We start from the raw sequence: 26,004 nt of genomic DNA on the forward strand, positions 1-26,004 counted from the left end.
CCGCCGTATGCCGCATCACTCCGGCGGCAACGCCAGAAACGCCGGCAGCCGCTCGGCCCGCGCCGAATGCGCGGCCAGGGCAGGGTAGTCCTGCGCCGCGATCAGTTCCGGCTGCATCAGCTGGGTAAAGCGCCAGGCCACGGCGATGGTGATGTCGGCCTGGGTCAGCGTGCTGTTCACCAGCCAGCCGTCGCGGCCCCTGGCTTCGCGTTCCAGTCCCATGTAGGCGGCCTTGAGCTGGCCTTCGACGCGCGCCAGCCAGCCGGCGTCGCGGTGGTCTTCGCTGCGCTTGCCTTCGTAGACGATCTGCACGCTCTTCTCCGCGGCGACCAGCGCCAGGCCGGTGAGGCGCAGCGCGCGCAGGCGTTCGCCGGGATCGCCGGGCATCAGGCTGGGGCCGCTGCCGGTGCTTTCGGCCCAGTCGATGATCAGCGAGGAATCCACCAGCTGCCAGCCTTCGTCGCCGACCAGGGTCGGCGCCTTCACCAGCGGATTGATCGCCTGGAATTCGTCGAAGTTGCGGAACACCGACAGCGACTGGTGCTCGAACGGCAGGCCCTTCAGGTGCAGCGTGATCGCCGCGCGCCGGACGAAGGGTGAGTCGAGCATGCCGATCAGCTTCATCTGCTATCTCCCGGATTGCGAAAAACGTCGGCGTAGGTTGGGGTGAGCACAGCGAACCCCAACGTCGCCACCATGCACAGGCTGCGCGGTGTTGGGGTTCGCCGTTGGCTCACCCCAACCTGCACCGGCCACGTCTTCAGGCCGTGCGATGGAGGATCAGTTCCAGCACCGCCTTGGTGCCGAAGAAGGCCAGCAGCAGCACGCCCATGCCCACCAGGGTGAGATTGACCGCGCGGCGCCCGCGCCAGCCGTAGCGCCAGCGTCCGAACAACAGGGCGCCGAACACCAGCCAGGCGATGATCGACAGCACGGTCTTGTGGATCAGGTGCTGGCCGAACAGGTCGCCGACGAACAGCGCGCCGGTCAGCAGGGTGAAGGTGAGCAGCACGAAGCCGGCGCCGATCAGGCGGAACAGCAGCGATTCGGTCAGGGTCAGCGGCGGCAGCGCGCGCAGCCAGGGGCCGAAGTGGCGATGGCGCAGGGCGCGTTCCTGCACCGCCAGCAGGATCGCCAGCACCGCGGCGATCGACAGCACGCTGAAGGCGAGCAGGGCCACCGTCACGTGCAGCTTGATCTGCCAGCCCATCGCCAGCGGCACGGTGGCCGGCGCCATGAAACTGTCCGCCGCCAGCAGCAGGGCGCTGAGCGGAAACACGATCACGCCCAGCGCGGCCACCGGGCGGGTCAGGTTGACCATCAGGGTGAGCGCCGACACCACGCAGGCCACCAGCGACAGCGCCGCGAAGAAGTGCAGGTCCAGCGCGCCGCGGTGCACGCCCAGCAGGATGCCCGCATGGATCAGCACGGCCGCGCCGCCCAGGCCCAGCGCCGACTTGTTCAGCGGCTGCCCGCCGCCCAGCAGCGGCCGGGCGAGCCCGCCGGCGGCGGCGAGGTAGAGCACGACGGCGAGCACGGAAAGAAGGGGGATAGCCATGACCGGCGAGTGTCGCATATGCCCTTGGGACGAGTGAATGCGGCTCCGGCGCACTCCGCTATACTTGCCCACTTTCCCTCTGCCGTACTCCGCCATGTTCGAGTCGCTCAGCCAACGCCTCTCCGCCACCGTCAACCGCCTGCGCGGCCGCGGCCGCCTGACCGAGGAGAACATCCGCGAGGCCCTGCGCGAAGTGCGCATCGCCCTGCTGGAAGCCGACGTGGCGCTGCCGGTGGTGCAGGCGCTGATCGAGCGCGTGAAGGTGCGCGCGGTCGGCCAGGAAGTGCTCAAGAGCCTCAGCCCCGGCCAGGCCCTGGTGAAGGTGGTCAGCGACGAGCTGACCGCGGTGATGGGCACCGCCAACACCGAACTGAACCTGGCGCAGCAGCCGCCGGCGGTGGTGCTGATGGCCGGCCTGCAGGGCGCGGGCAAGACCACCACGGTGGCCAAGCTGGCGCGCTTCCTCACCGAGCGCAAGAAAAAGAAAGTGATGGTGGTGAGCTGCGACGTCTACCGTCCGGCCGCCATCGAGCAGCTGCGCACGCTGGCCGAGCAGGTCGGCGTGAAGTTCTTCCCGTCCGAGGCCGGCCAGAACCCGGTCGACATCGCCAAAAATGCGATCGTCGCCGCGCGCCGCGAGGTGGTCGACGTGCTGCTGGTCGACACCGCCGGCCGCCTGCACGTGGACGAGGCGATGATGGCCGAGATCAAGGCGCTGCACGCCGCGATCACCCCGGTCGAAACCCTGTTCGTGGTCGACTCCATGACCGGCCAGGACGCGGCCAACACCGCCAAGGCCTTCGCCGAGGCGCTGCCGCTCACCGGCGTGGTGCTGACCAAGACCGACGGCGACGCCCGCGGCGGTGCCGCGCTGTCGGTGCGCTACGTCACCGGCCGCCCGATCAAGTTCCTGGGCGCCGGCGAGAAGACCGACGCGCTGGAGCCGTTCCATCCGGACCGCGTGGCCCAGCGCATCCTCGGCATGGGCGACGTGCTGTCGCTGGTGGAGGAAGTCGAGCGCAAGGTCGACCAGGAAAAGGCCCAGAAGCTGGCCGAGAAGGTCATCAAGGGCAAGCGCTTCGATCTCAACGACATGCGCGACCAGCTTGAGCAGATGTCCAACATGGGCGGCCTGGCCGGCCTGATGGACAAGCTGCCGGGCGTCTCCAACCTGCCGGACAACGTGAAATCCAAGGTCAACGACGGCGAGATCAAGCGCATGGTCGCCATCATTAATTCGATGACCAAGAAAGAGCGCCGCCATCCCGACCTGCTGAACGGTTCACGCCGCGCCCGCGTGGCGCGCGGCTCGGGCACCCAGCCGGCCGACGTCAACCGCCTGCTCAAGCAGTACATGCAGATGGAAAAGATGATGTCCAAGCTGTCCAAGGGCGGCTCGAAGGGCCTGCTGCGCCAGATGCGCGGCGCCATGAAGGGCATGGGCGGCATGGGCGGCCTGCCGCCGATGCGCTGAAGCTTTGCCGGGAGCAGAGAATCGTGAACAGGGAACAGGGGCGGCGTAGCGCCCTGTCCGAGCAGCGATTTTTCGATTCCCCGTTCCCTATTCCCTTTTCCCGGCTTTCCCCCTAAAATGCCGCGTTTACCGCGCCCGTGCTCGGGCGTGCTGCCGGTACAGCCGGCATCTCTGGAGCTTTTACTTATGGTCAAGATTCGTCTTTCGCGCGGCGGCGCCAAGGGCCGTCCGTTCTACCACGTCATCGTCACGGACTCGCGCAGCGCGCGCGACGGCCGCAACATCGAAAACGTGGGCTTCTACAACCCGGTTGCCTCGGGCAAGGACAAGCGCCTTGAGCTGAACGTCGTGCGCATCCAGGAGTGGGTGTCCAAGGGCGCCCAGCTGAGCGACAAGGTCGCCTCCCTGGTGAAGGAAGCCGGCAAGCAGCAGGCTGCCTGAGCGTGACCGCAGCCGGCCGGCGCGTCCTGGTGGGACGCATCGTCGGGCTGTACGGAGTGCAGGGCTGGCTCAAGATCGAATCCTGGACCGAGCCCCGCACCCAGATTTTCCGCTACCAGCCCTGGCTGCTCATCACGGCGCCGGGTGAGGTAAAGGAACTGCACGGGGTCAAAGGTCGTCCGCAGGGCAAGGGCTTAGTCGCCTATTTTCCCGGCATCGACGACCGCGACGCGGCGGCAGCACTCATCGGGCAGGACATCCACGTCCCCCGCGAGCAGCTGCCACCTCCCGGCAAGGACGAGTATTACTGGGTCGATCTCGAGGGCCTCGAGGTCGTCACCACGGAAAACGTGGTCCTGGGACGGGTGACTCACCTGTTCGCCACCGGGGCCAACGACGTCGTGGTGGTGAGGGACGGCGAGCGCGAGCGGCTGATTCCCTTCGTCCAGGGTTCTTACGTGCGTTCGGTGGACCTGTCCGGCGGACGCATGGTGGTGGACTGGGATCCTGAATTCTGACGGCGGTTGCGCCGCAGCTGGAGTTTGAGGGTCATGCGCTTCGACGTCGTCACGCTGTTTCCCGACTTCGTGCGCCAGTGCGCTGCCGTCGGTGTCGTCGGGCGCGCCCAGCAGCGCGAGCTGCTCCAGGTGGAAACCTGGAACCCGCGCGACTACGCCACCGATAATTACCGCACCGTGGACGGCCGCACCTGTGGCGGCGGACCCGGGATGGTGATGCTGATCGATCCTCTGCGCGCGGCCCTCCAGGCCATGCGCGAGGCCGCACCGGAACCGGTGCACGTGATTTATCTCAGCCCGCAAGGTGCGCGGCTGACGCAAGGCAGGGTGGAGGCGCTGGCGAAGCTGCCGCGCATCGCACTGCTCTGCGGACGTTACGAAGGTGTGGACGAGCGTCTGCTGGCGCACGAGGTCGACGAAGAGCTTTCTATCGGCGATTATGTGCTGTCAGGCGGCGAGCTGGGCGCGGCGGTGATCATCGACGCGGTCGGCCGCCTGCAGGAAGGGGCGCTCAACGACGCGCAGTCGGCGCAGCAGGATTCGTTCTCGGACGGATTGCTGGATTGCCCGCACTACGCGAAGCCGGTGCGCCACGCACTGGGTGACGTGCCGGAGGTATTGCTGTCCGGCGACCACGCGGCGATCCGCCGCTGGCGCCTGAAGCAGGCCCTGGGACGGACCTGGCTGCGGCGTCCGGACCTCTTGGTGCAACGCGCGCTGGATAAAGAATCCCGTGCGTTGTTGGAAGAATTCCGTCGCGAACACGCTCAAGCAGAGCTCACGCGGCAAGCTAACGATGCGGCCAAGCAGTAACCGCAGCCATTGAAATCAGATAGGTGTTGCCATGAACAAGATCATCGAACAGTTCGAAGCCGAGCAGATCACCCGCCAGCTGCCGGAGTTCGGCCCTGGTGACACCGTGGTCGTCAACGTCAAGGTGAAGGAAGGCAACCGCGAGCGCGTGCAGGCCTTCGAAGGCGTGGTCATCGCCAAGCGCAGCCGCGGCCTCAACTCCGCCTTCACCGTGCGCAAGATCTCGCACGGCACCGGCGTGGAGCGCGTGTTCCAGTCGCACAGCGCCGCCATCGAGTCGGTGCAGGTGAAGCGCAAGGGCAAGGTCCGCGGCGCGAAGCTGTATTACCTGCGCGGCCTGGAAGGCAAGGCTGCCCGCATCAAGGAAGACGTCGCCGCCGCCGCCAAGGCGAAGGCCAGCGCCGAGTAATCGGGCTTCGGTCTACCGTTCAAAAGAAACCCGCGGATGCCTGGCATCCGCGGGTTTTTTCATGCCCGGGTTTTGTGCCTGCCCGAGAGGCCGGGCCCGCATGCGGCGGACCCGCCAGGTTCAGCTCAGGGCGTGATCGCCAGCCGCTGCGGCTCCTGCAGGAAGTTGCCCTGCACGAAGTCCACGCCGCAGGCGAACAGCAGCGAGGTGCTGGCCGCATCCTCCACCCATTCGGCGATGGTCAGGCGCTTGATCTCGCGCGCCTGGCGGCACAGCTCGGCCACTTTTTTCTGGCTGTCCGGCTGCTGCGGCAGGTTGGACATGTAGCTGCGGTCGATCTTCACGTAGTCCGCGTCGATATGGTTGAGCAGCTGGAACGAGTTGAGGCCCGAGCCGAACTGCTCCAGCGCGAACTGGCCGCCGAGCTGCTTCCATGCCCGCACGAACACCTGGGCCGGCCGCATCGAAGTGACCACCTTGCTCTCGGTCATCTCCAGCACGATCTTGCCGTGCTTCAGATTGGCCTGCTTCAGGCGCTGCGACAGCCACGGAATCAGTTGCTCGTCCTGCAGCGAGCCGGACGTGAGCTTGACGAAGAAGGTGGTCGGCGAGGCCAGCCGCTCGCGCGAGGTCAGCGCCTGGATGGCCTGGTTCAGCACCCAGCGGTCGATCGCCGGGGTGAGGTTGTACTTCTCCGCGATCGGCATGAAGAAGCCGGGCAGCACTTCGCCCTGCGGGCCGTTGAGGCGCAGCAGGATCTCAGAGAACTCGCCCTCGGCGTCCTGCAGGCTGATGATGTGCTGGTGGTACAGCACAAACTCGTCCTGGCTCAGCGCCTGCTTCAGCTGGCCCAGCCAGTAGCGTTCGCGCTCGGCGTCGGCCTTCTCGCGCGCCGCCGGGTCGTGCAGGTCGTAGCGGCTGCCGCCCAGGCTCTGCGCATTGCGCAGCGACTGCCCGGCCTGTTCCAGCAGCAGCTCGGTATTGGCGTTCTTCTCGCCCAGCAGGCTGCCGCCGATGCTGGTGGTGACAGTGAGCGAGCGCGAGCCGACGTCGAAGATCTCGCTGGCCACCGCCTGCTGCAGGCTGGCGATCCATTCCTTGATGCCGTCGTCGTTGCGCGAATGCAGGATCACGCCGACGGTGTGCTCGGCCAGCAGGCCGGCGGTGTCTTCCAGGCCGAGCAGGGCATTGACGCGCGCGGCGAAGGCCGCCAGCAGCTCGTCCGCCTTGCCCAGGCCGATGCCGGAGACGATCGCCTGCCAGTTGTCCGGCTCGATCAGCAGCAGCGACTGGCCCTTGGTGCCTTCGGTGGCGGCGGCTACCGCCTGGTCGATGCATTCGAGCATGCGCGCGCGGTTGAACAGGCCGGTGACCGGGTCGCGCTGCAACTGCTCCAGCACCGACGGGTCCACCTGCTGGCGGCGGAACACGATCTGCACGCAGGGCTCGCCCTCGAAGGTGGCGTGCGCGAATTCGACCATGGCCTTGAAGCTGCTGGCGTCGGCGCGGCGCGCCTGCAGCTCCATCGGCGACGAGGGCTTCTCGCCGCGCGACAGGCTCTTCAGCGTGGCCTTGAAGTCCTCGGCATGGGTGGAGCCGATCATGTCCAGCACGGGCAGGCCGAGCAGGTCGTCGAATTCGGCATAGCCGAAGGTGTCCAGGTAGGCCTGGTTGGCGCGTACGTGCATGCCTTCGTGCACGTAGGCGATGGCGTCGGTGGAGGAATCCAGCAAGGCATCGCAGCGGCGCTCGGATTCGCGCAGCGCGGTCTCCAGGCGGCGCAGCTGGCGGCGCGTGTTGAGCGATTCGAACTCGCGCTGCACCACCGCCAGCAGCTGCTTGGGCTGCGGGCGCAGTGCGATGGCGCGCACGCCGTTGACGAAGAAGTCCGAGACGATGGTGTTGTCCACCTGCGGCACCACCGCGATCACCGAGAGATCGCGGCCATTGGCGTCGAGCTGGTGGAGCAGATCGGCCAGGGCGACCGTGCCGACGGAGGGGTCGTAGAGCACCACGTCGGGGCCCAGTTCCTCCAGCGCGGCCTGGATCTGTTCCGCATTGGTGGCGCGCGCAGGGCGCACGGCGATGCCGTTGTTGCGCAGCAGGCTGACGATCTGTTCCGCGTCTTCGACCGATTTCTCGATGAAAAGAATCTTGATGACCAGGTCTGTCTTCATTGGCACGTTGTACGGTCCATGGGCGCCCGAGCTGTCGATGGGGCTGGCCGGCGAGGCGCCGGCCGGCAGCGCTTGGTTTTAACGGATTCGTATGACATCCGCCAGCGAAAAAGTCCTAGGAGTGACGCGGCGCACTCAGTTTCAGACAGGGCGCTTGGAAGCGTCTCCGCCGACCTCGCGCACCAGCTTCGGCACCAGGTACCCCGGCAGCCGGCGGCGCATCGCCTCGACCAGCGCCAGCGCGCGCGCATCGTCCACCTCGAAGTGCGCCGCACCCTGCACGCGGTCCAGCTGGTGCAGGTAGTAGGGCAGGACCCCCGCGGCGAACAGGCGCTCCGAGAGCTTCACCAGCGTATCGGCATCGTCGTTGATCTGCTTTAGCAGCACCGATTGATTGAGCACCGTGGCGCCCGCCTCGCGCAGGCGGCGGCAGGCGGCATCCACGGCGGCATCGAATTCGTTGGCGTGGTTGGCGTGCAGCACCACCACTTTCTGCAGCGGCAGCGCGGCGAACCAGGCCAGGAAGGCGTCGTCGATGCGTTCGGGCAGCACCACCGGCAGGCGCGTATGGATGCGCAGGCGGGTCACGTGGGGGATGCCGGCCAGGCCGCGGCTGAGTTCTTCCAGCTTGGGCGTGGCCAGCGACAGCGGGTCGCCGCCGGACAGGATCAGCTCCGTGATGGAGGCGTCCTGGCGCAGATGCTCCAGCGCCTTGCGCCACTGCCCGGCCGCGGCCATCTCCTCGCCGTAGGGGAAATGGCGGCGGAAGCAGTAGCGGCAGTTCACCGCGCAGCTGCCGCTGGCGATCAGCAGGGCGCGGCCTTCGTATTTGTGCAGCAGGCCCTGCGCCTCGCGCGCGGCGAGGTCGCCGACCGGGTCGATCAGATAGCCCGGGGCCTGCTCCAGTTCGGCCAGCTGGGGCAGCACCTGCAGCAGCAGCGGGTCGCTGGCGTCGCCGGGCCGCATGCGCGCCGCGAAGCCGCGCGGCACGCGCAGGGCGAAGCCGGCGTCGGCGGGCGGCAGGCGCCCGGCCAGGTGTTCCAGGCCCACGCTGCGCAGCAGTTCGCCGGCATCGGTGATCGACGCGCGCCACAGCTCGCGCCAGTCGGGGGCGGTCGGCAATAGGCGGGCGGCGGGGCTTGCGGTTATCATGTCGGGCCTTGGATCGGGCCCAGGGCCCGGACGATCCCCTATTGTAGCCGCCCCCGGGCGGTGTCACCTCTGGAGCACAAGCGCATGGCCACCGTCGGTCTCAACGACGTCAAGAAGGGTATGAAGATCCTTCACAACAACGACCCGTGGGTCATCACCGACGCGGACTTCATCAAGCCCGGCAAGGGCCAGGCCTTCACCCGCATCTTCATCCGCAACCTGAAGAACGGCCGCACCACCGAGCAGACCATGAAGTCCAGCGACAGCTTCGAAGTCGCCGACGTGGTCGACACCGACATGCAGTACCTGTACTCCGACGGCGAGTACTGGCACTTCATGCAGCAGGAAACCTTCGAGCAGCACCAGGCCGGCAAGGTCGGCGTGGGCGACGCGGCGAAGTGGCTGAAGGGCGAGGAAGAGTGCGTGGTCACCCTGTTCAACGGCGAGATCATCGTGGTGCAGCCGCCGAACTTCGTCGAGCTGAAGATCACCGAGACCGACCCCGGCCTGCGCGGCGACACCTCCGGCGGCGGCGGCAAGCCGGCCACGCTGGAAACCGGCGCCGTGGTGCGCGTGCCCCTGTTCGTCACCACCGACGAAGTGATCAAGGTCGATACCCGCACGGGCGAATACGTCAGCCGCGTCGGTAAATAATCGCGGCGGCGACATCGAACGGCACGGCAGCCTCACGGACGCCGTGCCGTTTTTTTATAGATGTTTTCTGGAACCGAATCGGCGAGGTAGCGCATGAACCCCGGCAGCACTGTGATTGATCTGGTTATCGAAGCGCGCTGGGTCGTCCCCGTCGAGCCGCACGCCGTGGTGCTGGAAAACCACGCCGTCGCGGTAAACCAGGGCGCCATCGTCGCCGTGCTGCCGATCGCCGACGCGCGCGCCGCCTACGCGCCGCGCGAACGCGTCGAGCTGGGCGAGCACGCGCTGATCCCCGGCCTGGTCAACACGCATACGCACAACCCCATGACCCTGCTGCGCGGCCTGGCCGACGACCTGCCGCTGATGGTGTGGCTGCAGCAGCACATCTGGCCGGTGGAAGGCCAGGTGATCGGGCCGGAGTTCGTGCGCGACGGCGTGGAGCTGGCGGTGGCCGAGATGCTGCGCGGCGGCACCACCTGCGCCAACGAAAACTATTTCTTCCCCGACGTGATCGGCGCCACCTACCGGCGCCTGGGCTTCCGCGCCACGGTCGGCCTGCCGGTGATCGAGTTCCCCACCGCCTGGGCCAAATCCCAGGACGAATACTTCGAGCGCGCGGCCGAAGTGCACGACAGCTTCCGCGGCGACGCGCTGATCGGCACCGCGTTCGCGCCGCATGCGCCGTATACCGTGTCGGACCAGAGCTTCGAGCGCATCCGCGTGCTGGCCGACCAGCTCGACATCCCGGTGCACCTGCATACGCACGAGACCGCGCACGAGGTGGAGGAAGAGAAGCAGAAGTCCGGCCTGCGTCCGTTCCAGCGCCTGCAGCAGCTGGGGCTGGTCAACGACCGCCTGATCGCCGTGCACATGACCCAGCTGACCGAGGGCGAGATTGCCGCCTGCGCCGAGGCCGGCGTGTCGGTGGTGCATTGCCCGGAGTCCAACCTCAAGCTCGCCTCCGGCTTCTGCCCGGCCGAGCAGTTGCGCCGGGCCGGCGTCAACGTGGCGATCGGCACCGACGGCTGCGCCTCCAACAACGACCTGGACATGTTCGGCGAGATGCGCACCGCCGCCATGCTGGCCAAGGCGGTGTCGAACGACGCCGCCGCCTTCGATGCGGCCTACGCGCTGCGCGCGGCCACGCTCAACGGCGCCAGGGCCATGGGACTGGAAGACCGGATCGGTTCGATCGAGGCCGGCAAGCAGGCGGATCTTACCGCGGTGCGGCTGTCGGACCTGGAAACCCAGCCGCTGTTCCACGTGGCCTCGCAGCTGGTCTACGCCACCGGCCGCCACCAGGTCACCGACGTGTGGATCGCCGGCCGCCGCAAGCTGGCCGGGCGCGTGCTGGTGGACATGGACGTGGACGGCATCCGCGCCCGCACCCATGCCTGGCGCGACCGCATCGCCGCCATCGACGCGGGGGTTTGAATCCATGCAGCGTTATCTGGTGCTGGTGATGCGCAACGCGCGGTTCGACCCGGCCGTGGTGCAGCCGCACCGCGACTACCTGGAAGGCCTGCGCGGCGGCGGCCGGCTGGAACTGACCGGCGGCTTCGCCGACGGCAGCGGCGGCGCCTACCTGCTGTTCGGCGACGACCTGGCCCAGGCCATGGCGATGGTCCATGCCGATCCGGCCTATGTCAGCGGCGGGTGGGATTTCACCGTTCACGAGTGGCACGCGCGTTAAGCTACGGCCTCCCCGCAAGCAACACCCCCAGAGGTACCCCCATGCAAGCCTCGCCTAACGTCAGCCCCGACGAAATCGCCCGCTTCGGCAAGCTGGCCGCCCGCTGGTGGGATCCCGACGGCGAATCGCGTCCCTTGCACGACCTCAACCCGGTGCGCCTGGGCTACGTGGCGGCCCGCATGGACCTGCGCGGCGCCCGCGTCGCCGACGTGGGCTGCGGCGGCGGCCTGCTCAGCGAGGCGCTGGCGCGCTCCGGCGCCGAGGTCACCGGCATCGACCTGGGCGAGAAGGTCATCGAGGTGGCCAGGCTGCATCTGCACGAATCCAACTTGAACGTGGATTACCGCGTGCAGTCCTCGGCCGCGCTGGCGGCCACGGAACCGGCTTCGTTCGATGCGGTGTGCTGCATGGAGCTGATCGAGCACGTGCCGGATCCGGCCGCGCTGGTGGCCGACCTGGCGAACCTGGTGCGCCCCGGCGGCCTGGTCTTCATGTCCACCATCAACCGCACGCCGGCCGCGTTCGGTGCGGCCATCCTGGGCGCCGAATACCTGCTGCGCATGCTGCCGCGCGGCACGCACCACTACGGCAAGTTCCTCAAGCCGTCCGAGCTCGGCCGCCTGCTGCGCCACACCGGGCTGGAACTGGAGGACGTCACCGGCCTCGGCTACAACCCGGTGAACCGCAAGGCCTGGCTGGGCCGCATCACTTCGGTCAACTACGTGCTGTGCGCGCGCAAACCTGCCTAAAGCCCCGCTCCTGATGAAACCACTCCCGCAAGACCTTCAAGGCGTGCTGTTCGACCTCGACGGCACCCTGCTCGACAGCGCCCCCGACCTGTACGACGCCCTGGTGGCGCTGTGCGCGGAGCAGGGCGCTCCGGTGCCGGCCTACGAGCCGGTGCGCGAAGTGGTGTCGCGCGGTTCGCGCGCGCTGATCGGCGTCGGCTTTCCCGCGCTCGACCAGGCCGGCGTGCTGGCGCTGGTGCCGCGCTACCTGGAGCTCTACCAGGACGTCATGTCGCGCCAGACGCGCGCTTTCGACGGTGTGGAAGCCCTGCTCGCCCTGATCGAGGCGCAGGGCCTGCGCTGGGGCATCGTCACCAACAAGCCCGGCTTCCTCACCGACGAGATCGTGCGGCAGATCGGCTGGGCCGGGCGTGCCTGCGCGGTGGTGTCGGGGGACACCTTGCCGGTGAAGAAGCCGGACCCCGCGCCGGTGCTGCTGGCCTGCGAGCGCGCGGGGCTGGACCCGGCGCGCTGCCTGTTCGTCGGCGACGACCGCCGCGACGTGCTGGCCGGCGCTGCCGCCGGTTGCTGCACCGTGGCCGCGGCCTGGGGTTATCTGGACGGCGGCGATCCGCACGCCTGGAACGCCGACCTGGTGCTGGACGCGCCGTCCGAGCTCACCGTGCTGCTCCAGCGCGGCGCCGTCGCGGCATGACCGCTGCCGAATCCAGCGGCCCGCTGCAGAGCTACGTCGACAAGTGGCTGGCGGTACAGCCGCGCCAGCGCATCGCGCTGGCCTTCGTGGATGGCGCGCGCTACCCCGGGCATATCGCGCTGGCCGCGCTGGAACAGGAACTGCTGTCCGCCGCCTACGGCATCCGCGAGCCGCAGGTGGCCGCGGTCAAGCTCAACTGGTGGGCCGAGGAACTCGCCGGTGCCGCCGCCAGCGGCGGCCGCCATCCGCTGACCCAGGTGCTGTTCGACGACGAACGCGCGCGCCGCATGCCGGCCGAGCGCTGGCTGGCGCCGGTGCTGGCCGGCATGGCGCAGCTGGAAGAGGGCACCGCCGCCGACTTCGATGCGCAGCTGGCCGCCAGCGGCCAATTGCATGGCGCGCTGGCCGCGCTGGAGACGGCCTGGTGGTATGGCGAATCCGCGTCCGCCGAACAGGCCGCGCGGGTCGCCACGCTGTCGCACCTGCTGTTCGCCCTGCTGCGGGTGGAGGAAGACGCCGACCGCGACCGCCTGTCGCTGCCGATGGCGCGCATGGCGCGCTTCGGCCTCAGCCGCGGCGACCTGCGCAAGGACAACCCCGCGCGCGAGCAGGCGATCCGCGCCCAGCTCGGCGACCTCGCCACCGCCTGGCGCGATGCCGGGCGCCTGCCGGGACCGCTGAGCGTATTCCGCGCGCTGGAATCGGATACCGGCCGCGTGCTGGCCCGCCGCGCCGCCAAGGCCACCGACCCGCTGGCCGTGCTGCGCAGCGGCCTGTCGCGCAGCGGCTTCGGCACGGCCTGGCAGGCCTGGCGCGCGGCGCGCCAATGGCAGCGTGCGGCCGGCTGAGCGCCGGCCGGCGCGGCATTTCCGAGCCCGCGCTATTGCCGCGGGCGTGCACTGTCCCAAGATAGGCAGGTCAGGGCACGCGGCTACGATGCCCGTCTGAAGGGTTTCCCATGTACACCCACGAACAAACCGCACGCCTGCTTCCCGACGTCGCCCATCACGCGCAGCCGCACCTGGCCGGCGCGCTGGACTGGGTCGGCATGGACGGCATCGAGGTGCCGGTGCGCTTCGACGCCGGCGACGGCGAGCCGCAGCGCGCCAGCGCGCGGGTCGGCGCCTTCGTCAACCTGCATCGGCCGGACCAGCGCGGCATCCATATGTCGCGGCTGTATCTGCTGGTGGAGCATGCGCTGAGCACGCAGGCGGTGACGGCGCAGTCGCTGCGCGAACTGCTGCGGGCCTTCCTGGAATCGCACAAGGATCTATCCGACCGCGCCTGCCTCAGCATCCGCTTCGAGCAACTGGTGCGCCGCCCGGCACTGCGCAGCGGCAACAGCGGCTGGCGCGCGTATCCGGTGTGCATCGAAGCGAGCATGGTGGGCGAGGAGTTCCTGCTGGAGTACGGCACCGAGGTGGTCTATTCGTCCACCTGCCCGGCCTCGGCCGCGCTGTCGCGGCAGCTGATCCAGGACCAGTTCGCCAGGGACTTCGAAGCCACCGCACCGCTCGACCATGCCGCCGTGCTGGCCTGGCTCGGTTCGGAGCACGGCATCGTCGCCACGCCGCATGCGCAGCGCAGCGTGGCGCGGCTGCGCGTGCGCATCGCCGATGGCGGCAGTTTCGACCTGATCCGGCTGATCGACCGCGCCGAGCAGGCGCTGGGCACGCCGGTGCAGACCGCGGTGAAGCGCGAGGACGAACAGGCCTTCGCACTGGCCAACGGCGGCAACCTGATGTTCTGCGAGGACGCGGCGCGCCGCATCCAGAAGGCGCTGGACGCCGACGCGGCCTTGAGCGATTTCCACATCCGCGTGGAGCACCAGGAAAGCCTGCATCCGCACGACGCCGTGGCCTATGCGAGCAAGGGTGTGGCCGGTGGTTTCGGCAGCGCGCCGCGCGGCTGAGCCAGTGTTCGGAGAAGGATGAAAAAAGGCGCCGGTCGGCGCCTTTTTTCATGGCTTGGCGATACCCGGCAACAGCAGCGGATCCAGCCGCACGCCGAACCAGTTGACGCCCCAGTGCACATGCGGGCCGGTCGCGCGCCCGGTCATGCCGGCCGCACCGAGCACCTCGCCCCGGTGCACGCGCTGTCCCGCCTTCACGTCCAGCCGCGACAGGTGCAGGAAGCTCGAGCTGAGCCCGTAGCCGTGGTCCAGCAGCACGGTGCCGCCGGTGAGATACAGGCCGGGCCTGGCGAAGGTGACGATGCCGTCCGCCGGCGCCTGCACCGGCGTGCCCTGCGGCACCGCGATGTCCATGCCCGGATGCGGCGCCTTCGGATCGCCGTTGTAGATGCGCTGGCTGCCGAAGCGGCCGCTGATGCGGCCGTGCACCGGCCAGGCGAAGCCGGCGAGGAAATCCTCGCGGTCGTCGTCGCGGTTGCGCGCGGCGGCCACCTCGGCCTGCTCGCGCCGGATGCGCGCGGCCAGGTCCGGCGGCGGGTTGACCGTCTTCGGCGGCACGCCGTTCACGCGTTCCGTCGGCCAGCCGCGCGGCGTCACCGCGATGCGCACGGTTTCGCGGCGGCCGTCGCGATAGGCCAGGTTGACCAGCAACGGGCCCTTGTCATCGCGCCCGGCGCCGAACACCAGGATGCCGTCCGCACCGACGCGCACCGGCTTGCCGCCGACGCTGGCGTGGGCCAGTCCGGGCAACTTGCCGACGATCAGCCCGCCCTGCGAAACGCTGGCGGGCAGTGCACCGCCCGCCGCCTGGGCCGCGCTCGCGCACATCAGCGCGAGCATGGCCAGGCACCATCGCCTCATCGGGCGAAAGCCAGGCGCTGGCCGCGCACCGAGGGATCGACGCTGCGGCCGTCCCACACGCGCTGGCCGTTGACGAAGGTGGCAGCGATCGAGCTGTTGAAGGTGTAGCCCTCGAACGGCGACCAGCCGCACTTGGACAGCACTTCCTCGCGGCGCACCGTATGCGGCTTGTTGGGGTCGACCAGCACCAGGTCGGCCGCATAGCCTTCGCGCAGGTAGCCGCGCTCCTTCACGTCGAACAGCGTGGCCGGCGCATGCGTCACCGCCTCGGCCACGCGCTCCAGCGACAGCTTGCCCTCGAACACCCGCTGCAGCGCCGCCTGCAGCGCGAACTGCACCAGCGGCAGGCCGGACGGCGCCTTGTCGTACAGCTGCGCCTTTTCTTCCAGCAGGTGCGGGGCGTGGTCGGTGGCGAGCACGTCGAGGCGGCCCTCGGCCAGGGCGCGGGTGATCGCCTCGCGGTCGGCGGCGGTCTTGATCGCCGGGTTGCACTTGATCAGGAAACCCAGGCGCTCGTAGTCGCGGTCGTCGAAGTGCAAAAAGTGCACGCAGGTTTCCGCGGTGATCCGCTTGCCCTTGAGCGGGCCGGGCTGGAACAGCGCGAGTTCGTCGGCGGTGGAGATATGCAGCACGTGCAGGCGGCTGCCGTGCTTCTGCGCCAGCGAGATGGCCAGGCGGGTGGACTTGATGCAGGCCTCGCGCGAGCGGATCAGCGGGTGTTCCCAGGCCGGAATGTCGTCGCCGTACTTCTCGCGCGCCTTGGCGTGCAGCGCATCGATCATCGGGGTGTCTTCGCAGTGCGTGATGATCGGCGTGGGCGCCTCGCGGAAGATGCCGTCGAGCACCTCGGGGTTGTCCACCAGCATGTTGCCGGTGGAGGCGCCCATGAACACCTTGACGCCCGGGGCGGCCAGCGGGTCGAGCGAGCGGATCGCCTCGAGGTTGTCGTTGCTGGCGCCCATGTAGAACGCGTAGTTCACCGCGGAGACTTCGGCGGCGCGCGCGTACTTGGCTTCCAGCGTGTCGCGGTCCAGCGCGGGCGGCTTGGTGTTGGGCATCTCCATGTAGCTGGTGATGCCGCCGGCGGCGCAGGCGGCCGATTCGTGGGCGATGTCGGCCTTGTGGGTGAGGCCGGGCTCGCGGAAGTGCACCTGGTCGTCGATCATGCCGGGCAGCAGCCACAGGCCGGCGGCCTCGACCACCTGCTCGCCGGGGCGTGCGTCGAGGTCGCCGGCGATGGTTTCGATGCGGCCGTGCTTCACGCGCAGGTCGGCATGGAAGCGGCGGCCTTCGTTGACCAGTTCGGCGTTCTTGATCAGCCAGTCAGTGGACATGAGGTTCCTCGTGGTTGCGGCAACGGCGGAAAGTGAATTGCTCGGGCACCGGATCCATGCCACCGTCGCACAGCGGCTGGCAGCGCAACAGGCGCCAGCCGGCCAGCAGGCTGCCGCGCAGGGGGCCGAAGCGCGCCACGGCGATCCGTGCATAATCCGAGCAGCTCGGATGGAACCGGCAGCGCGGACCGAGCAGGGGGCTCAACAGGCGCTTGTACAGGCTCAGCAGTAGAAGTAAGAGTCGTGTCACGACGGTTTTACGCTGCCGAAACAGCGCGCGGTGAAGTTGGCAGAGCGGGCGTGAAGTATTCCAGATGCATGGTTGCCGGGGTAGGTCACATGGGCTATAACACCCGGCCGCCAAGGCCAAAATGGTGAAGGGAAATGGCGAAAACGACGCGTAGTTCGACAGCTGCCAAGACGCAGAAGGGAAAGCCTGCGGCCAAGGCCAAAGAGGTCAAGCCCAGCAAGTCGAAAGTCGCCGCCAAGGCGGTCAAGACGACGGCCAAGAAACCCGCCGCCAAGGTCGCGCCCGCCAAGAAGGCGGCGCCGGCCAAGCAGCCCGCGGCCAAGAAGGCACCCGTAAAGACCGTGGCCGCCAAGAAGCCGGCCCCGGCCAAGAAACCGGCTCCCAAGCCGGCCGCGAAAAAGGCCCCTGTGAAATCCGCTCCCGTGAAGCAAGCCGCCAAGCCGGCGCCCAAGAAGGCCGCGCCGCCCGCCAAGCCGGTCGCCGCCAAGAAGGCGCCGCCGCCTAAGCCCGTCGCCAAGCAGCCCGCCGCCAAGCAGGCCGCCGCCAAGCAGGCCGTCGTGAAGCCCGCACCCGCCAAGGCGCCGGTGGCGCCCAAGCCAGCTGCGAAGCCGGCCGTGGTGGAAAAGAAAGTCGCCGCGCCGGCTCCGGCCGCCGCCAAGGAAACACCGAAGCCCGTCGCCGCGCCCCCTCCGGGCAAGGTGGCGAGCGCCATCGCCGTGGCGCCCCCCAAAGTAGCCACCGCTACCGCGCGCCATACCCCCTCCAAAAAGCAGAAGACCCCGCAGTCCTCGATGAATAGTTCCACAGCCGTACTCGACAATGGCATCACCAAGGAAGACGGGCGCTACGCCCTGCCTTCCACGACCTCCATCGACCTGCCCAAGGGCTACAAGCCCCTGGACGACGAGGAGTACATGAACCCGCGGCAGCTCGCCTACTTCCGCAACAAGCTCCGCGAATGGCGCGAGCAGCTGGTGGAAGAGTCGCGCCAGACCATGGAGAACCTCCGCGACGAGGTGCGCGACGTCGGCGACGAAGCCGAGCGCGCCACCCGCGAAACGGAGAACTCGCTGGAGCTGCGCACCCGCGACCGCTACCGCAAGCTCATTTCCAAGATCGACAAGGCCCTGCGCCGGATCGAGGAAGGCCGCTACGGCTACTGCGAAGAAACCGACGAAGAGATCGGCGTGGAGCGCCTCGAAGCGCGCCCCATCGCCACGCTCTCGCTGGATGCGCAGGAGCGTCGCGAGCATCTGCAGAAGCAGATGGGCGACTAAGATCCGTCTGTCATGACGGATCGCCAAGCCCCGCCTCCGGCGGGGCTTTTTGCGTGTCCGCTCTAAGGGAACACGTCTAAGGGAACACGCTGCTCAGAGCGCCGCGGCGGCGTAGGACTTCAGCTTGGCCAGCATCGCGGCCAGGCCGTTGGAGCGGGTGGGCGAGAGATGCTTGGCCAGGCCGATGGCGTCGATGAAGCGCGGCTCGGTGTCGACGATTTCCCGTGCGGAGCGGTCCGAATACACGCGCAGCACCAGGGCGATCAGGCCGGACACGATGGCCGAGTCGCTGGCCGCCTGGAAATGCATGCGCGCGGCGTCGCCCTCGGGCACCAGCCACACCATCGACTGGCAGCCGTGCACGCGATAGGCCTCGGTCTTCAGGTCCTCGGGGAAGGGCGGCAGCTGCTTGCCCAGGTCGATCAGGTACTGATAGCGCTCGGTCCAGTCGCCGAAGAAGGCGAACTCGTCGACGATGTCCTGCTGCGCCTGCGCGGCGCTCGATACGGTGGTGTTCATCGGCGCATTATCGCGCGTTTCGGACGAAACCACGGCGAACAGGCGACCGTGCGGCCGCCTGTTCGCGCATGCATCAGCCTTTGGCGACGCTCCAGCGCGTGCCTTGCGCGCCGTCTTCGATCACCACGCCCATGGCGGTCAGCTCCTCGCGGATCGCGTCGGCACGCTTGAAGTCGCGTGCCGCGCGTGCGGCACGGCGTGCTTCCAGCAGGGATTCGACCTGGGCCGCATCCACGTCGGTGGAGCCGCCGTGCTTGAACCAGGTTTCCGGATCCTGCTGCAGCAGGCCGAGCAGGGCGCCGCCGCCGAGCAGGGCGGCCTTGGCGGCCTGGCGCCCGGCCGCATCGGCCTGGCGCGCGGCGTCGGCCAGCTGCGACAGCTCGGCCAGCGCCTGCGGGGTGTTGAGGTCGTCGCACAGCGCCGCTTCGACCGCCGCCGGTATCGGCAGCGCGCCTTCGGGCAGGGCCACGTCGGCCAGGTCGCGCAGCACGCGGTACCAGCCGTCGAGCGTGCTCACCGACTGGGCGACGGCGTCGTCGGACCAGTCCAGCGGCTGGCGGTAGTGGCCGCGCAGCAGTACCAGGCGCAGCGCCTCCGGCGGATGCTGCTGCACCAGCTCGTGCACCTTCAGCACGTTGCCCAGCGACTTGGACATCTTGCGGCCGTCGAAGGTGAGCATGCCGTTGTGCAGCCACCAGCGCGCGAACACCTTGCCGCCATGCGCGCAGGTGGACTGGGCGATCTCGTTCTCGTGGTGCGGGAACTGCAGGTCGACGCCGCCGGCGTGGATGTCGATGGTGTCGCCCAGGTGCGCCTCGCACATGGCCGAGCATTCGATATGCCAGCCCGGGCGTCCGACGCCCCAGGGGCTGTCCCAGCCGGGCAGGTCCGGGGTGGAGGGTTTCCACAGGACGAAATCGCCGGGGTTCTTCTTATACGGAGCGACCTCGACGCGGGCGCCGGCGATCAGTTCCTCGGTATCGCGGCCCGACAGCTCGCCATAGGCAGGATAGGTGCCCACCTCGAACAGCACGTGGCCCTCGGCCGCGTAGGCGTGGCCGCCGGCGATCAGGCTTTCGATCATGGCGATGATCTGCTCGATATGCGCGGTGGCCTTGGGCTCGATGTCCGGCGGGGCGACGCCCAGCGCGGCCATGTCCTCGCGGTAGGCCTCGGTGTAGCGCCCGGTGATATCGCCGATCGGGCAGCCGGCTTCCTTGGCGGCGGCGTTGATCTTGTCGTCCACGTCGGTGATGTTGCGGGCGTAGACCAGCCGCGGGTAATGCCGCCGCAGCAGGTTGGCCAGCACGTCGAACACCACCGGGCCGCGCGCATTGCCGATATGCACGTAGTTGTAGACCGTGGGGCCGCACACATACATGGTCACTCGCTGCGGATCGCGCGGGGCGAACGGCTCGGGGCGGCGGGTGAGGCTGTTGTAGAGCGTGATCGGCATCGGTTCCGGTCCGGTGAGGGCCGCGCGGCGCGCGGGCCAGCCGGGCATCTTAACAAGCTGTAAGCGGGTCCGCTGGCAGCTGTTTATTCTAAGCCGCGATTCAGAGATGTTTTGCTGCAATTCACATAAGCGCAACGGAGCGCCGTGATAGTCCCGTCGGAGGACCGCGATGATCAAGCTGTTCATTCCCGCACTGGTGCTGAGTCTCGCAGCCGCCAGCGTCGGTGCGCAGGACGCGCGTTACCCCAATGACGACAATACCCACTACGGCTGGGCCGACGTGCTACGCGTGGACCCCGTCTACGGCGTCGCCCGCACCGAAGTCCCGCGCCAGGAGTGCTACGACCAGCAGGTGGTCCGCCGCGACCCGGGTTCGGGCAGCGCCGCGGGCACCATCCTGGGCGCCGTGGTCGGCGGCGTGCTGGGCAACACCGTGGGCAAGGGCGACGGCCGCCGGGCCGCCACCGTGGCCGGCGCGGTGGTCGGCGGCGCCGTGGGCAACGGCGTGTCGCGCAGCGGCGGCGGCGAGTACGAGTCCACCGAAACCCACTGCCGCCAGGTCTCGGCCGTGAGCGAGCAGCGCCGCATCATGGGTTATGACGTGGAATACCGCTACCGCGGCGAGGTCTACGTGTCGCGGCTGAATTACGACCCGGGCGAGCGCCTGCGCGTCCGCGTCAGCGTGGCCCCGGCGGACTGAGCGCCGGACCTGTCGCAGGGGAGTCCACCGCCGCCTTCGGGCGGCGGTTTCTTTTGGGCGCCGGCCTTTTTCGGACGGATTCCCTGTTGCGGAGCAGCGAAATTCCCGTCATCATGCCGATTCTTCTACCCGAGCCACCCATGTCCTCAGCCGTCTATACCGCCACCGTCCTCACCAGCGCCCGCATGGCTGCTGGCATGACGTCGCGTGCGCGCCGACCGCTGGTCCGACATTCGGCCGGGTAGGCTGTCGCACGCGTTTCATGCGTATAGACGACAAAGGAACCCGGCCATCGCGCCGGGTTTTTTTGTGTTTCGGTTTTGGGGTACGCAGGGGAAAACCGGCTCGGCCGGGAGTTGCTCACCGTGGTTCCGGCCGTTGCCGAACCATCGTTACGAATACCGGATGAACTAGCAGAGACATCACATGACGCTTCGCCACTTCCTCACCACCCAGGATTACAGCCGCGCCGAGATCGACGCCCTGCTCGAACAGGCCGCGGCGTTCAAGCGCTCGCCGCGCGGCCAGCAGCTCGCCGGCAAGTCGGTGGCCCTGCTGTTCTTCAATCCCTCCATGCGCACCCGCACCAGCTTCGAGCTGGGCGCCTTCCATCTCGGCGGCCATGCCATTGTGCTGGCGCCCGGCAAGGATGCGTGGCCGATCGAATTCGACGTCGGCACCGTGATGGACGGCGACACCGAAGAGCACATCGCCGAAGTCGCGCGCGTGCTCAGCCGCTACGTCGACCTGATCGCCGTGCGCGCTTTCCCGAAGTTCCAGGACTGGTCGGTGGACCGCGAGGACCGCGTGATCAAGGCCTTCGCGCAGTACGCGACGGTGCCGGTGATCAATATGGAAACGATCACCCACCCCTGCCAGGAACTCGCCCACGCGCTGGCCATGCAGGAACACCTGGGCAGCCTGCAGAACAAGAAGTACGTGCTGACCTGGACCTACCACCCCAAGCCGCTCAACACCGCGGTGGCCAACTCCGCGCTGCTGATCGCCACCAAGATGGGCATGGACGTGACCCTGCTGTGCCCCACGCCGGACTACGTGCTGGACGAGCGCTACATGCAGGCCGGCTACGCCAACGCCCAGGCCAACGGCGGCTCGCTGCGCATCAGCCACGACATCGACGAGGCCTACCGCGGCGCCGACGTGGTCTACGCCAAGAGCTGGGGCGCGCTGCCGTTCTTCGGCCGCTGGGAGCAGGAAAAGCCGATCCGCGACGCGCACAAGCACTTCATCGTCGACGAGCGGAAGATGGCGCTGACCAACCACGGCCTGTTCAGCCACTGCCTGCCGCTGCGCCGCAACGTCAAGGCGACGGATGCCGTGATGGACGCGCCGTACTGCATCGCCATCGACGAAGCCGAAAACCGCCTGCACGTGCAGAAGGCGGTGATGGCGACCTTGCTCGGCCAGCGCTGACATGTATCTGCCGCGTTCGTTCCAGGAGACGCGCGAGCACGCCCTGCAGGCGTTGCTGCGCGACTACCCGTTCGCCACGGTGGTCACCGCCGGCGCCGCGGGCCTGGCCGCCAACCACCTGCCGCTGGAGCTGGTCGACGGCCGGCTGCACGGCCACGTGGCGCGCGGCAACGAACTGGCGAAAGCGGATGGCGCGCAGGTGCTGGCGATCTTCCAGGGCCCCGACGCCTACGTCAGCCCCAACTGGTACCCGAGCAAGCACGAGACCGGCCGCGAAGTGCCCACCTGGAACTACGCGGTGGTGCACGTGCACGGCCGCCTGCGCGTGGTCGAAGACCAGGCCTGGCTGCGCACGCTGCTCGAGCGCCTCACCGACCGCCACGAAGCAGGGCAGGCCAAGCCGTGGCGCGTCGACGACGCACCGGCCGACCACGTCGAAAAAATGCTCGGCGCGATCAGCGGCCTGGACATCGCCATCGAACGCATCGAAGGCAAGTTCAAGCTCAGCCAGAACCACCCCGAGCGCAACCGAGGCGGCGTCGTCGACGGGCTGCGCGCACGCGCGCATCGCCACGACGGCGACCTTGCCGCCTTGATGCTCGCCAGCAAGGAGCCCGCCGATGGCGCATGAACACCACTACCCGGTCGAAGTCGTGTGGACCGGCAACCGCGGCGACGGCACACGCACGTATCAAGGCTATGGCCGCGAGCACGAGATCCGCGTCGACGGCCGTCCGGTCATCGCCGGTTCTTCCGATGCCGCTTTCCGCGGCGACGCCAGCAAGCACAACCCGGAAGACCTGCTGGTCGCCTCGCTCTGTGCCTGCCACATGCTGTGGTACCTGCATCTGGCCGCGGACGCCGGCATCGTGGTCACGCATTATGTCGACCGCGCCGAAGGCAAGCTGGTGGTCAATGCGAACGGCGGCCGCTTCAGCGAAGTGGTGCTGCATCCGGAAGTCACCATCGCGGCCGGCGATGCCGCGAAGGCGGAAGCGCTGCATGACGACGCGCATCACGCCTGCTTTATCGCCAACTCCATGAATTTCCCCGTGCGCTGCGCCCCGCGCATCGTCGTTTCCGCCTGAACGTTCTTCTTCATCCAGGATCATCGAAAGCCATGAGCAAAGACATCGTCCTCGCCTTCTCCGGCGGCCTCGACACCAGCTTCTGCGTGCCTTACCTGAAGGAGCGCGGCTGGAACGTGCACACCGTGTTCGCCGACACCGGCGGCGTGGACGCCGAGGAGCGCGCCTATATCGAAGCCCGCGCCAAGGAGCTGGGCGTGGCCAGCCATGTCACCGTCGACGGCGGCCCGGCGATCTGGAACGGCTTCGTCAAGCCGTTCGTGTGGGCCGGCGAGGGCTACCAGGGCCAGTACCCGCTGCTGGTGTCCGACCGCTATCTGATCGTCGATGCGGCGATCCAGCGCTGCGCGGAACTCGGCACGCGCGCCATCGCGCACGGCTGCACCGGCATGGGCAATGACCAGGTGCGTTTCGACCTCGCCGTGAAGGCGCTGGGCGACTACGAGATCGTGGCGCCGATCCGCGAGATCCAGAAGGAACACACCCAGACCCGCGCCTACGAGCAGGCTTATCTGGAGGAGCGCGGCTTCCCCGTGCGCGCCAAGCAGAAGAGCTACACCATCAACGAGAACCTGCTCGGCGTGACCCTGTCCGGCGGCGAGATCGACTCGTGGAAGGCGCCGGGCGAAGGCGCCCGCGGCTGGTGCAAGCCGCGCGCCGAATGGCCGTCTGAAAAGCTCAGCGTCACGCTCGGCTTCGAGCACGGCGAGGCGGTTTCGCTCAACGGCGAGAAGCTGGCGGGCGCGAAGATCCTGGCCAAGCTCAACGAGCTGTTCGCCCCCTACGGCGTGGGCCGCGGCATGTACACCGGCGACACCACCATCGGCCTGAAGGGCCGCATCGTGTACGAGGCGCCGGGCCTGATCTCGCTGCTGGCCGCGCACCGCGCGCTGGAAGAAGCCGTGCTGACCAAGCAGCAGAACCGCTTCAAGCCGGAGGTCGCGCGCAAGTGGGTGGAGGTGGTTTACGAAGGCTTCTACCACGATCCGGTGAAGGCCGACCTGGAAGCCTTCCTCGCCTCCAGCCAGCAGCAGGTCAACGGCGAAGTGGTGCTGGAAACCTGCGGCGCCCAGGTCACCGCGGTGGAAGTGCGCTCGCCGCATATCCTCAACGCCAAGGGCGCCACCTATGCGCAGTCGGCGGACTGGGGCGTGGCCGAGGCCGAGGGCTTCATCAAGCTGTTCGGCATGAGCAGCACGCTGTGGGCCGAAGTGAACCGCAAGGCCTGAGCCATGAGCGAAACCTTGCGCATCGGTACGGATAAAAGCGAGTTGGACCTTGCTCTGATCCACGATTTCCTCGCCACCGGCTCCAGCTGGGCGCAAGGCATTTCGTTCGAGACGGTGCGCAAGTCCATCGAGCATTCGCTGTGCTTCGGCGGCTATCTCGGCGGCCGGCAGGTGGCGTTCGCGCGGGTCATTTCCGACTACGCCACCTTCGCCAATCTGGTCGACGTGTTCGTTCTGCCCGCGCATCGCGGGCAGGGCTACAGCAAGCAGCTGGTGGAAGCGGTGATCGCGCACCCCGAGCTGCAGGGGCTGCGCCGCTTCACCCTGGCCACCTTCGACGCGCACCAGCTCTATGCCCGCTATGGCTTCACGCCGCCGCACAAGCCGGACACCCTGATGGAAATCTACCGACCGGGCATCTACCAAGCCGCCCGACGATGACCACCCCGGAATAACAGACACAAGACGGATTTCATGAGCCACCTACTCGACGACACCCTCCGGCATCTCCGGGCCCTGGTCAGCTACGACACGCGCAATCCGCCGCGCGAGATCGGCACCGGCGGCATCTTCGACTACCTGCGCGAACAGCTCGCCGGTTTCGAAGTGACCGTCACCGATTTCGGCGCCGGCGCCGTGAACCTCTATGCCGTGCGCGGCAAGCCGAAATACCTGTTCAACGTGCACCTGGACACCGTGCCCGATTCCCCGCACTGGAGCGCCGACCCGCACGTGCTGCGCGTGGAAGGCGACCGCGCCATCGGCCTGGGCGCCTGCGACATCAAGGGCGCCGCCGCTGCGCTGGTGGCCGTAGCCAATGCCACCCAGGGCGACATGGCGCTGCTGCTGTCCACCGACGAGGAAGCGAACGACGCGCGCTGCATCGCCGGCTTCCTCAAGGACCACCCCGTGTACGAAGCGGTGATCGTGGCCGAGCCGACCAAGGGCGAGGCGGTGCTGGCGCACCGCGGCATCCACTCGGTGCAGATGCGCTTCAGCGGCAAGGCCGGCCACGCCTCGGGCGAGCAGAAGCCGTCCGACAGCGCGCTGCACCAGGCGATCCGCTGGGGCGGCGCGGCGCTGGAATACGTGGAGAAACAGGCGCACGAGCGCTTCGGCGGACTCACCGGCCTGCGCTTCAACATCGGCAAGGTCGAGGGCGGCATCAAGGCCAACGTGATCGCGCCCACCGCCGACGTGCGTTTCGGCTTCCGCCCGCTGCCTTCGATGGACGCGGACAAGATGCTGGAAACCTTCCGCACCCTGGTCGAGCCGCAGCCGGTGGAATTCGGTGAAACTTTCCGCGGCGATTCGCTGCCGGCCGGCGACACCGCCACCGCCGAAACGCGCCGCCTCGCCGCGCGCGACCTCGCCGACGAACTGGGCATCCCGGTCGGCAACGCCGTGAACTTCTGGACCGAGGCGGCGCTGTTCTCCGCCGCGGGCTACATCTCCTTCGTCTACGGCCCCGGCGACATCGCCCAGGCGCACGCCGCCGACGAATGGGTGGCGCTGGACCAGCTCGACCATTACGCACAAACCATCTATCGGATCGTTGACCGTGGAAGCGCATAAGCACACCCGCAAGACCATTGTCCGGCTGCTGTCGAGC

29 protein-coding genes are annotated in these 26,004 nt (G+C 68.3%); 20 read left to right on the top strand and 9 right to left on the bottom strand.

All coding sequences use genetic code 11. The annotated features are described in order from the left end of the window. Positions 1-15: 15 nt before the first annotated feature. Both FHW84_RS21010 and ccsA read right to left on the bottom strand, forming a co-directional pair. Positions 16-624, bottom strand: coding sequence for a glutathione S-transferase (locus tag FHW84_RS21010; protein ID WP_167258060.1), 609 nt, complete (start codon positions 622-624; stop codon positions 16-18). Positions 625-760: 136 nt separating this feature from the next. After that, positions 761-1,558: a cytochrome c biogenesis protein CcsA gene (ccsA, locus tag FHW84_RS21015; RefSeq protein ID WP_167258066.1), complete on the bottom strand. Its 798-nt coding sequence runs from the start codon at positions 1,556-1,558 to the stop codon at positions 761-763. Positions 1,559-1,652: 94 nt separating this feature from the next. Between ccsA and ffh the strand changes: the two genes are divergently transcribed. The 5 genes from ffh to rplS all read left to right on the top strand — a co-directional run bounded on the left by ffh (position 1,653) and on the right by rplS (position 5,213). Continuing rightward, positions 1,653-3,032, top strand: coding sequence for a signal recognition particle protein (ffh, locus tag FHW84_RS21020; RefSeq protein ID WP_167258068.1), 1,380 nt, complete (start codon positions 1,653-1,655; stop codon positions 3,030-3,032). A gap of 186 nt (positions 3,033-3,218) precedes the next feature. Beyond that, complete coding sequence (rpsP, locus tag FHW84_RS21025; RefSeq protein WP_026635253.1) at positions 3,219-3,473, top strand: 30S ribosomal protein S16; 255 nt, start codon at positions 3,219-3,221, stop codon at positions 3,471-3,473. Positions 3,474-3,475: 2 nt separating this feature from the next. Next, positions 3,476-3,991, top strand: coding sequence for a ribosome maturation factor RimM (gene rimM, locus FHW84_RS21030; RefSeq protein WP_167258070.1), 516 nt, complete (start codon positions 3,476-3,478; stop codon positions 3,989-3,991). A gap of 33 nt (positions 3,992-4,024) precedes the next feature. After that, entirely contained in the window at positions 4,025-4,804 is a 780-nt protein-coding gene (trmD, locus tag FHW84_RS21035; protein ID WP_167258072.1) for a tRNA (guanosine(37)-N1)-methyltransferase TrmD, read from the top strand. 31 nt (positions 4,805-4,835) lie between these two features. Then, positions 4,836-5,213 (top strand): 50S ribosomal protein L19, encoded by a 378-nt coding sequence (gene rplS, locus FHW84_RS21040; protein WP_167258074.1) that lies wholly within the window; start codon positions 4,836-4,838, stop codon positions 5,211-5,213. Between the two features lie 125 nt (positions 5,214-5,338). Here rplS and FHW84_RS21045 read toward each other — a convergent pair whose 3' ends face one another. Both FHW84_RS21045 and epmB read right to left on the bottom strand, forming a co-directional pair. Beyond that, positions 5,339-7,390: a bifunctional diguanylate cyclase/phosphodiesterase gene (locus tag FHW84_RS21045; protein ID WP_167258162.1), complete on the bottom strand. Its 2,052-nt coding sequence runs from the start codon at positions 7,388-7,390 to the stop codon at positions 5,339-5,341. A gap of 141 nt (positions 7,391-7,531) precedes the next feature. Continuing rightward, positions 7,532-8,542 carry an EF-P beta-lysylation protein EpmB gene (gene epmB, locus FHW84_RS21050; RefSeq protein ID WP_167258076.1) on the bottom strand — a complete coding sequence of 337 codons (1,011 nt, stop codon included), beginning with the start codon at positions 8,540-8,542 and terminating at the stop codon, positions 7,532-7,534. Positions 8,543-8,626: 84 nt separating this feature from the next. On the opposite strand from epmB, the gene efp reads away from it, so the two are divergent. The 7 genes from efp (at position 8,627) to folE2 (ending at position 14,244) form a co-directional block, all read left to right on the top strand. Next, complete coding sequence (gene efp / locus FHW84_RS21055) at positions 8,627-9,196, top strand: elongation factor P (protein WP_167258078.1); 570 nt, start codon at positions 8,627-8,629, stop codon at positions 9,194-9,196. Positions 9,197-9,289: 93 nt separating this feature from the next. Continuing rightward, complete coding sequence (locus FHW84_RS21060; protein ID WP_167258080.1) at positions 9,290-10,630, top strand: TRZ/ATZ family hydrolase; 1,341 nt, start codon at positions 9,290-9,292, stop codon at positions 10,628-10,630. A gap of 4 nt (positions 10,631-10,634) precedes the next feature. After that, entirely contained in the window at positions 10,635-10,889 is a 255-nt protein-coding gene (locus tag FHW84_RS21065) for a YciI family protein (protein ID WP_167258082.1), read from the top strand. Between the two features lie 41 nt (positions 10,890-10,930). Beyond that, a complete protein-coding gene (gene ubiG, locus FHW84_RS21070; protein ID WP_167258084.1) occupies positions 10,931-11,638 on the top strand; it encodes a bifunctional 2-polyprenyl-6-hydroxyphenol methylase/3-demethylubiquinol 3-O-methyltransferase UbiG in 708 nt (235 codons plus the stop codon). Between the two features lie 13 nt (positions 11,639-11,651). Next, complete coding sequence (gene gph, locus FHW84_RS21075) at positions 11,652-12,332, top strand: phosphoglycolate phosphatase (RefSeq protein WP_167258086.1); 681 nt, start codon at positions 11,652-11,654, stop codon at positions 12,330-12,332. Beyond that, entirely contained in the window at positions 12,329-13,180 is an 852-nt protein-coding gene (locus FHW84_RS21080; protein WP_167258088.1) for a squalene/phytoene synthase family protein, read from the top strand. Before gph ends, FHW84_RS21080 begins: the two co-directional genes overlap by 4 nt. 110 nt (positions 13,181-13,290) lie before the next feature. Further along, complete coding sequence (gene folE2 / locus FHW84_RS21085) at positions 13,291-14,244, top strand: GTP cyclohydrolase FolE2 (protein ID WP_167258090.1); 954 nt, start codon at positions 13,291-13,293, stop codon at positions 14,242-14,244. 48 nt (positions 14,245-14,292) lie between these two features. Here folE2 and FHW84_RS21090 read toward each other — a convergent pair whose 3' ends face one another. Genes FHW84_RS21090 through yidD form a run of 3 tightly spaced genes read right to left on the bottom strand, consistent with a single transcriptional unit; the run spans position 14,293 to position 16,713 of the window. Then, the gene (locus FHW84_RS21090; protein ID WP_243868228.1) at positions 14,293-15,084 is read right to left on the bottom strand and encodes a M23 family metallopeptidase; all 792 of its coding nucleotides are present in this window, start codon (positions 15,082-15,084) and stop codon (positions 14,293-14,295) included. Between the two features lie 17 nt (positions 15,085-15,101). Next, positions 15,102-16,439, bottom strand: a complete 1,338-nt coding sequence (locus FHW84_RS21095) for a dihydroorotase (protein ID WP_167258094.1) — start codon at positions 16,437-16,439, stop codon at positions 15,102-15,104. Next, positions 16,429-16,713, bottom strand: a complete 285-nt coding sequence (gene yidD, locus FHW84_RS21100; RefSeq protein ID WP_167258164.1) for a membrane protein insertion efficiency factor YidD — start codon at positions 16,711-16,713, stop codon at positions 16,429-16,431. The genes FHW84_RS21095 and yidD overlap by 11 nt, the downstream gene beginning before the upstream one ends. A gap of 110 nt (positions 16,714-16,823) precedes the next feature. On the opposite strand from yidD, the gene dksA reads away from it, so the two are divergent. Next, the gene (dksA, locus tag FHW84_RS21105; RefSeq protein WP_167258096.1) at positions 16,824-17,966 is read left to right on the top strand and encodes an RNA polymerase-binding protein DksA; all 1,143 of its coding nucleotides are present in this window, start codon (positions 16,824-16,826) and stop codon (positions 17,964-17,966) included. A gap of 93 nt (positions 17,967-18,059) precedes the next feature. On the opposite strand, the gene FHW84_RS21110 is transcribed toward dksA, so the two are convergent. Then, complete coding sequence (locus tag FHW84_RS21110; RefSeq protein WP_167258098.1) at positions 18,060-18,485, bottom strand: SufE family protein; 426 nt, start codon at positions 18,483-18,485, stop codon at positions 18,060-18,062. Between the two features lie 73 nt (positions 18,486-18,558). After that, positions 18,559-19,941 carry a cysteine--tRNA ligase gene (cysS, locus tag FHW84_RS21115; RefSeq protein WP_167258100.1) on the bottom strand — a complete coding sequence of 461 codons (1,383 nt, stop codon included), beginning with the start codon at positions 19,939-19,941 and terminating at the stop codon, positions 18,559-18,561. Between the two features lie 169 nt (positions 19,942-20,110). Here cysS and FHW84_RS21120 point away from each other — a divergent pair, with 169 nt between their 5' ends. From FHW84_RS21120 to FHW84_RS21150, 7 genes are all read left to right on the top strand, one after another. Then, the gene (locus FHW84_RS21120) at positions 20,111-20,641 is read left to right on the top strand and encodes a glycine zipper 2TM domain-containing protein (protein ID WP_167258102.1); all 531 of its coding nucleotides are present in this window, start codon (positions 20,111-20,113) and stop codon (positions 20,639-20,641) included. 426 nt (positions 20,642-21,067) lie between these two features. Next, positions 21,068-22,075, top strand: a complete 1,008-nt coding sequence (locus tag FHW84_RS21125; protein WP_167258104.1) for an N-acetylornithine carbamoyltransferase — start codon at positions 21,068-21,070, stop codon at positions 22,073-22,075. 1 nt (position 22,076) lies between these two features. Next, positions 22,077-22,706 carry an FMN-binding negative transcriptional regulator gene (locus tag FHW84_RS21130; RefSeq protein ID WP_167258106.1) on the top strand — a complete coding sequence of 210 codons (630 nt, stop codon included), beginning with the start codon at positions 22,077-22,079 and terminating at the stop codon, positions 22,704-22,706. Beyond that, a complete protein-coding gene (locus tag FHW84_RS21135; protein WP_167258108.1) occupies positions 22,696-23,163 on the top strand; it encodes an OsmC family protein in 468 nt (155 codons plus the stop codon). The genes FHW84_RS21130 and FHW84_RS21135 overlap by 11 nt, the downstream gene beginning before the upstream one ends. A gap of 32 nt (positions 23,164-23,195) precedes the next feature. Further along, positions 23,196-24,392, top strand: a complete 1,197-nt coding sequence (locus tag FHW84_RS21140; protein ID WP_167258110.1) for an argininosuccinate synthase — start codon at positions 23,196-23,198, stop codon at positions 24,390-24,392. Between the two features lie 3 nt (positions 24,393-24,395). Beyond that, positions 24,396-24,833 (top strand): GNAT family N-acetyltransferase, encoded by a 438-nt coding sequence (locus FHW84_RS21145; RefSeq protein ID WP_167258112.1) that lies wholly within the window; start codon positions 24,396-24,398, stop codon positions 24,831-24,833. Between the two features lie 33 nt (positions 24,834-24,866). Continuing rightward, positions 24,867-25,967 carry an acetylornithine deacetylase gene (locus FHW84_RS21150; protein WP_167258114.1) on the top strand — a complete coding sequence of 367 codons (1,101 nt, stop codon included), beginning with the start codon at positions 24,867-24,869 and terminating at the stop codon, positions 25,965-25,967. Positions 25,968-26,004 lie beyond the last annotated feature (37 nt).

The sequence above is a fragment of the Dyella sp. SG562 genome, assembly GCF_011759495.1.
Classification (GTDB): domain Bacteria; phylum Pseudomonadota; class Gammaproteobacteria; order Xanthomonadales; family Rhodanobacteraceae; genus Dyella_D; species Dyella_D marensis.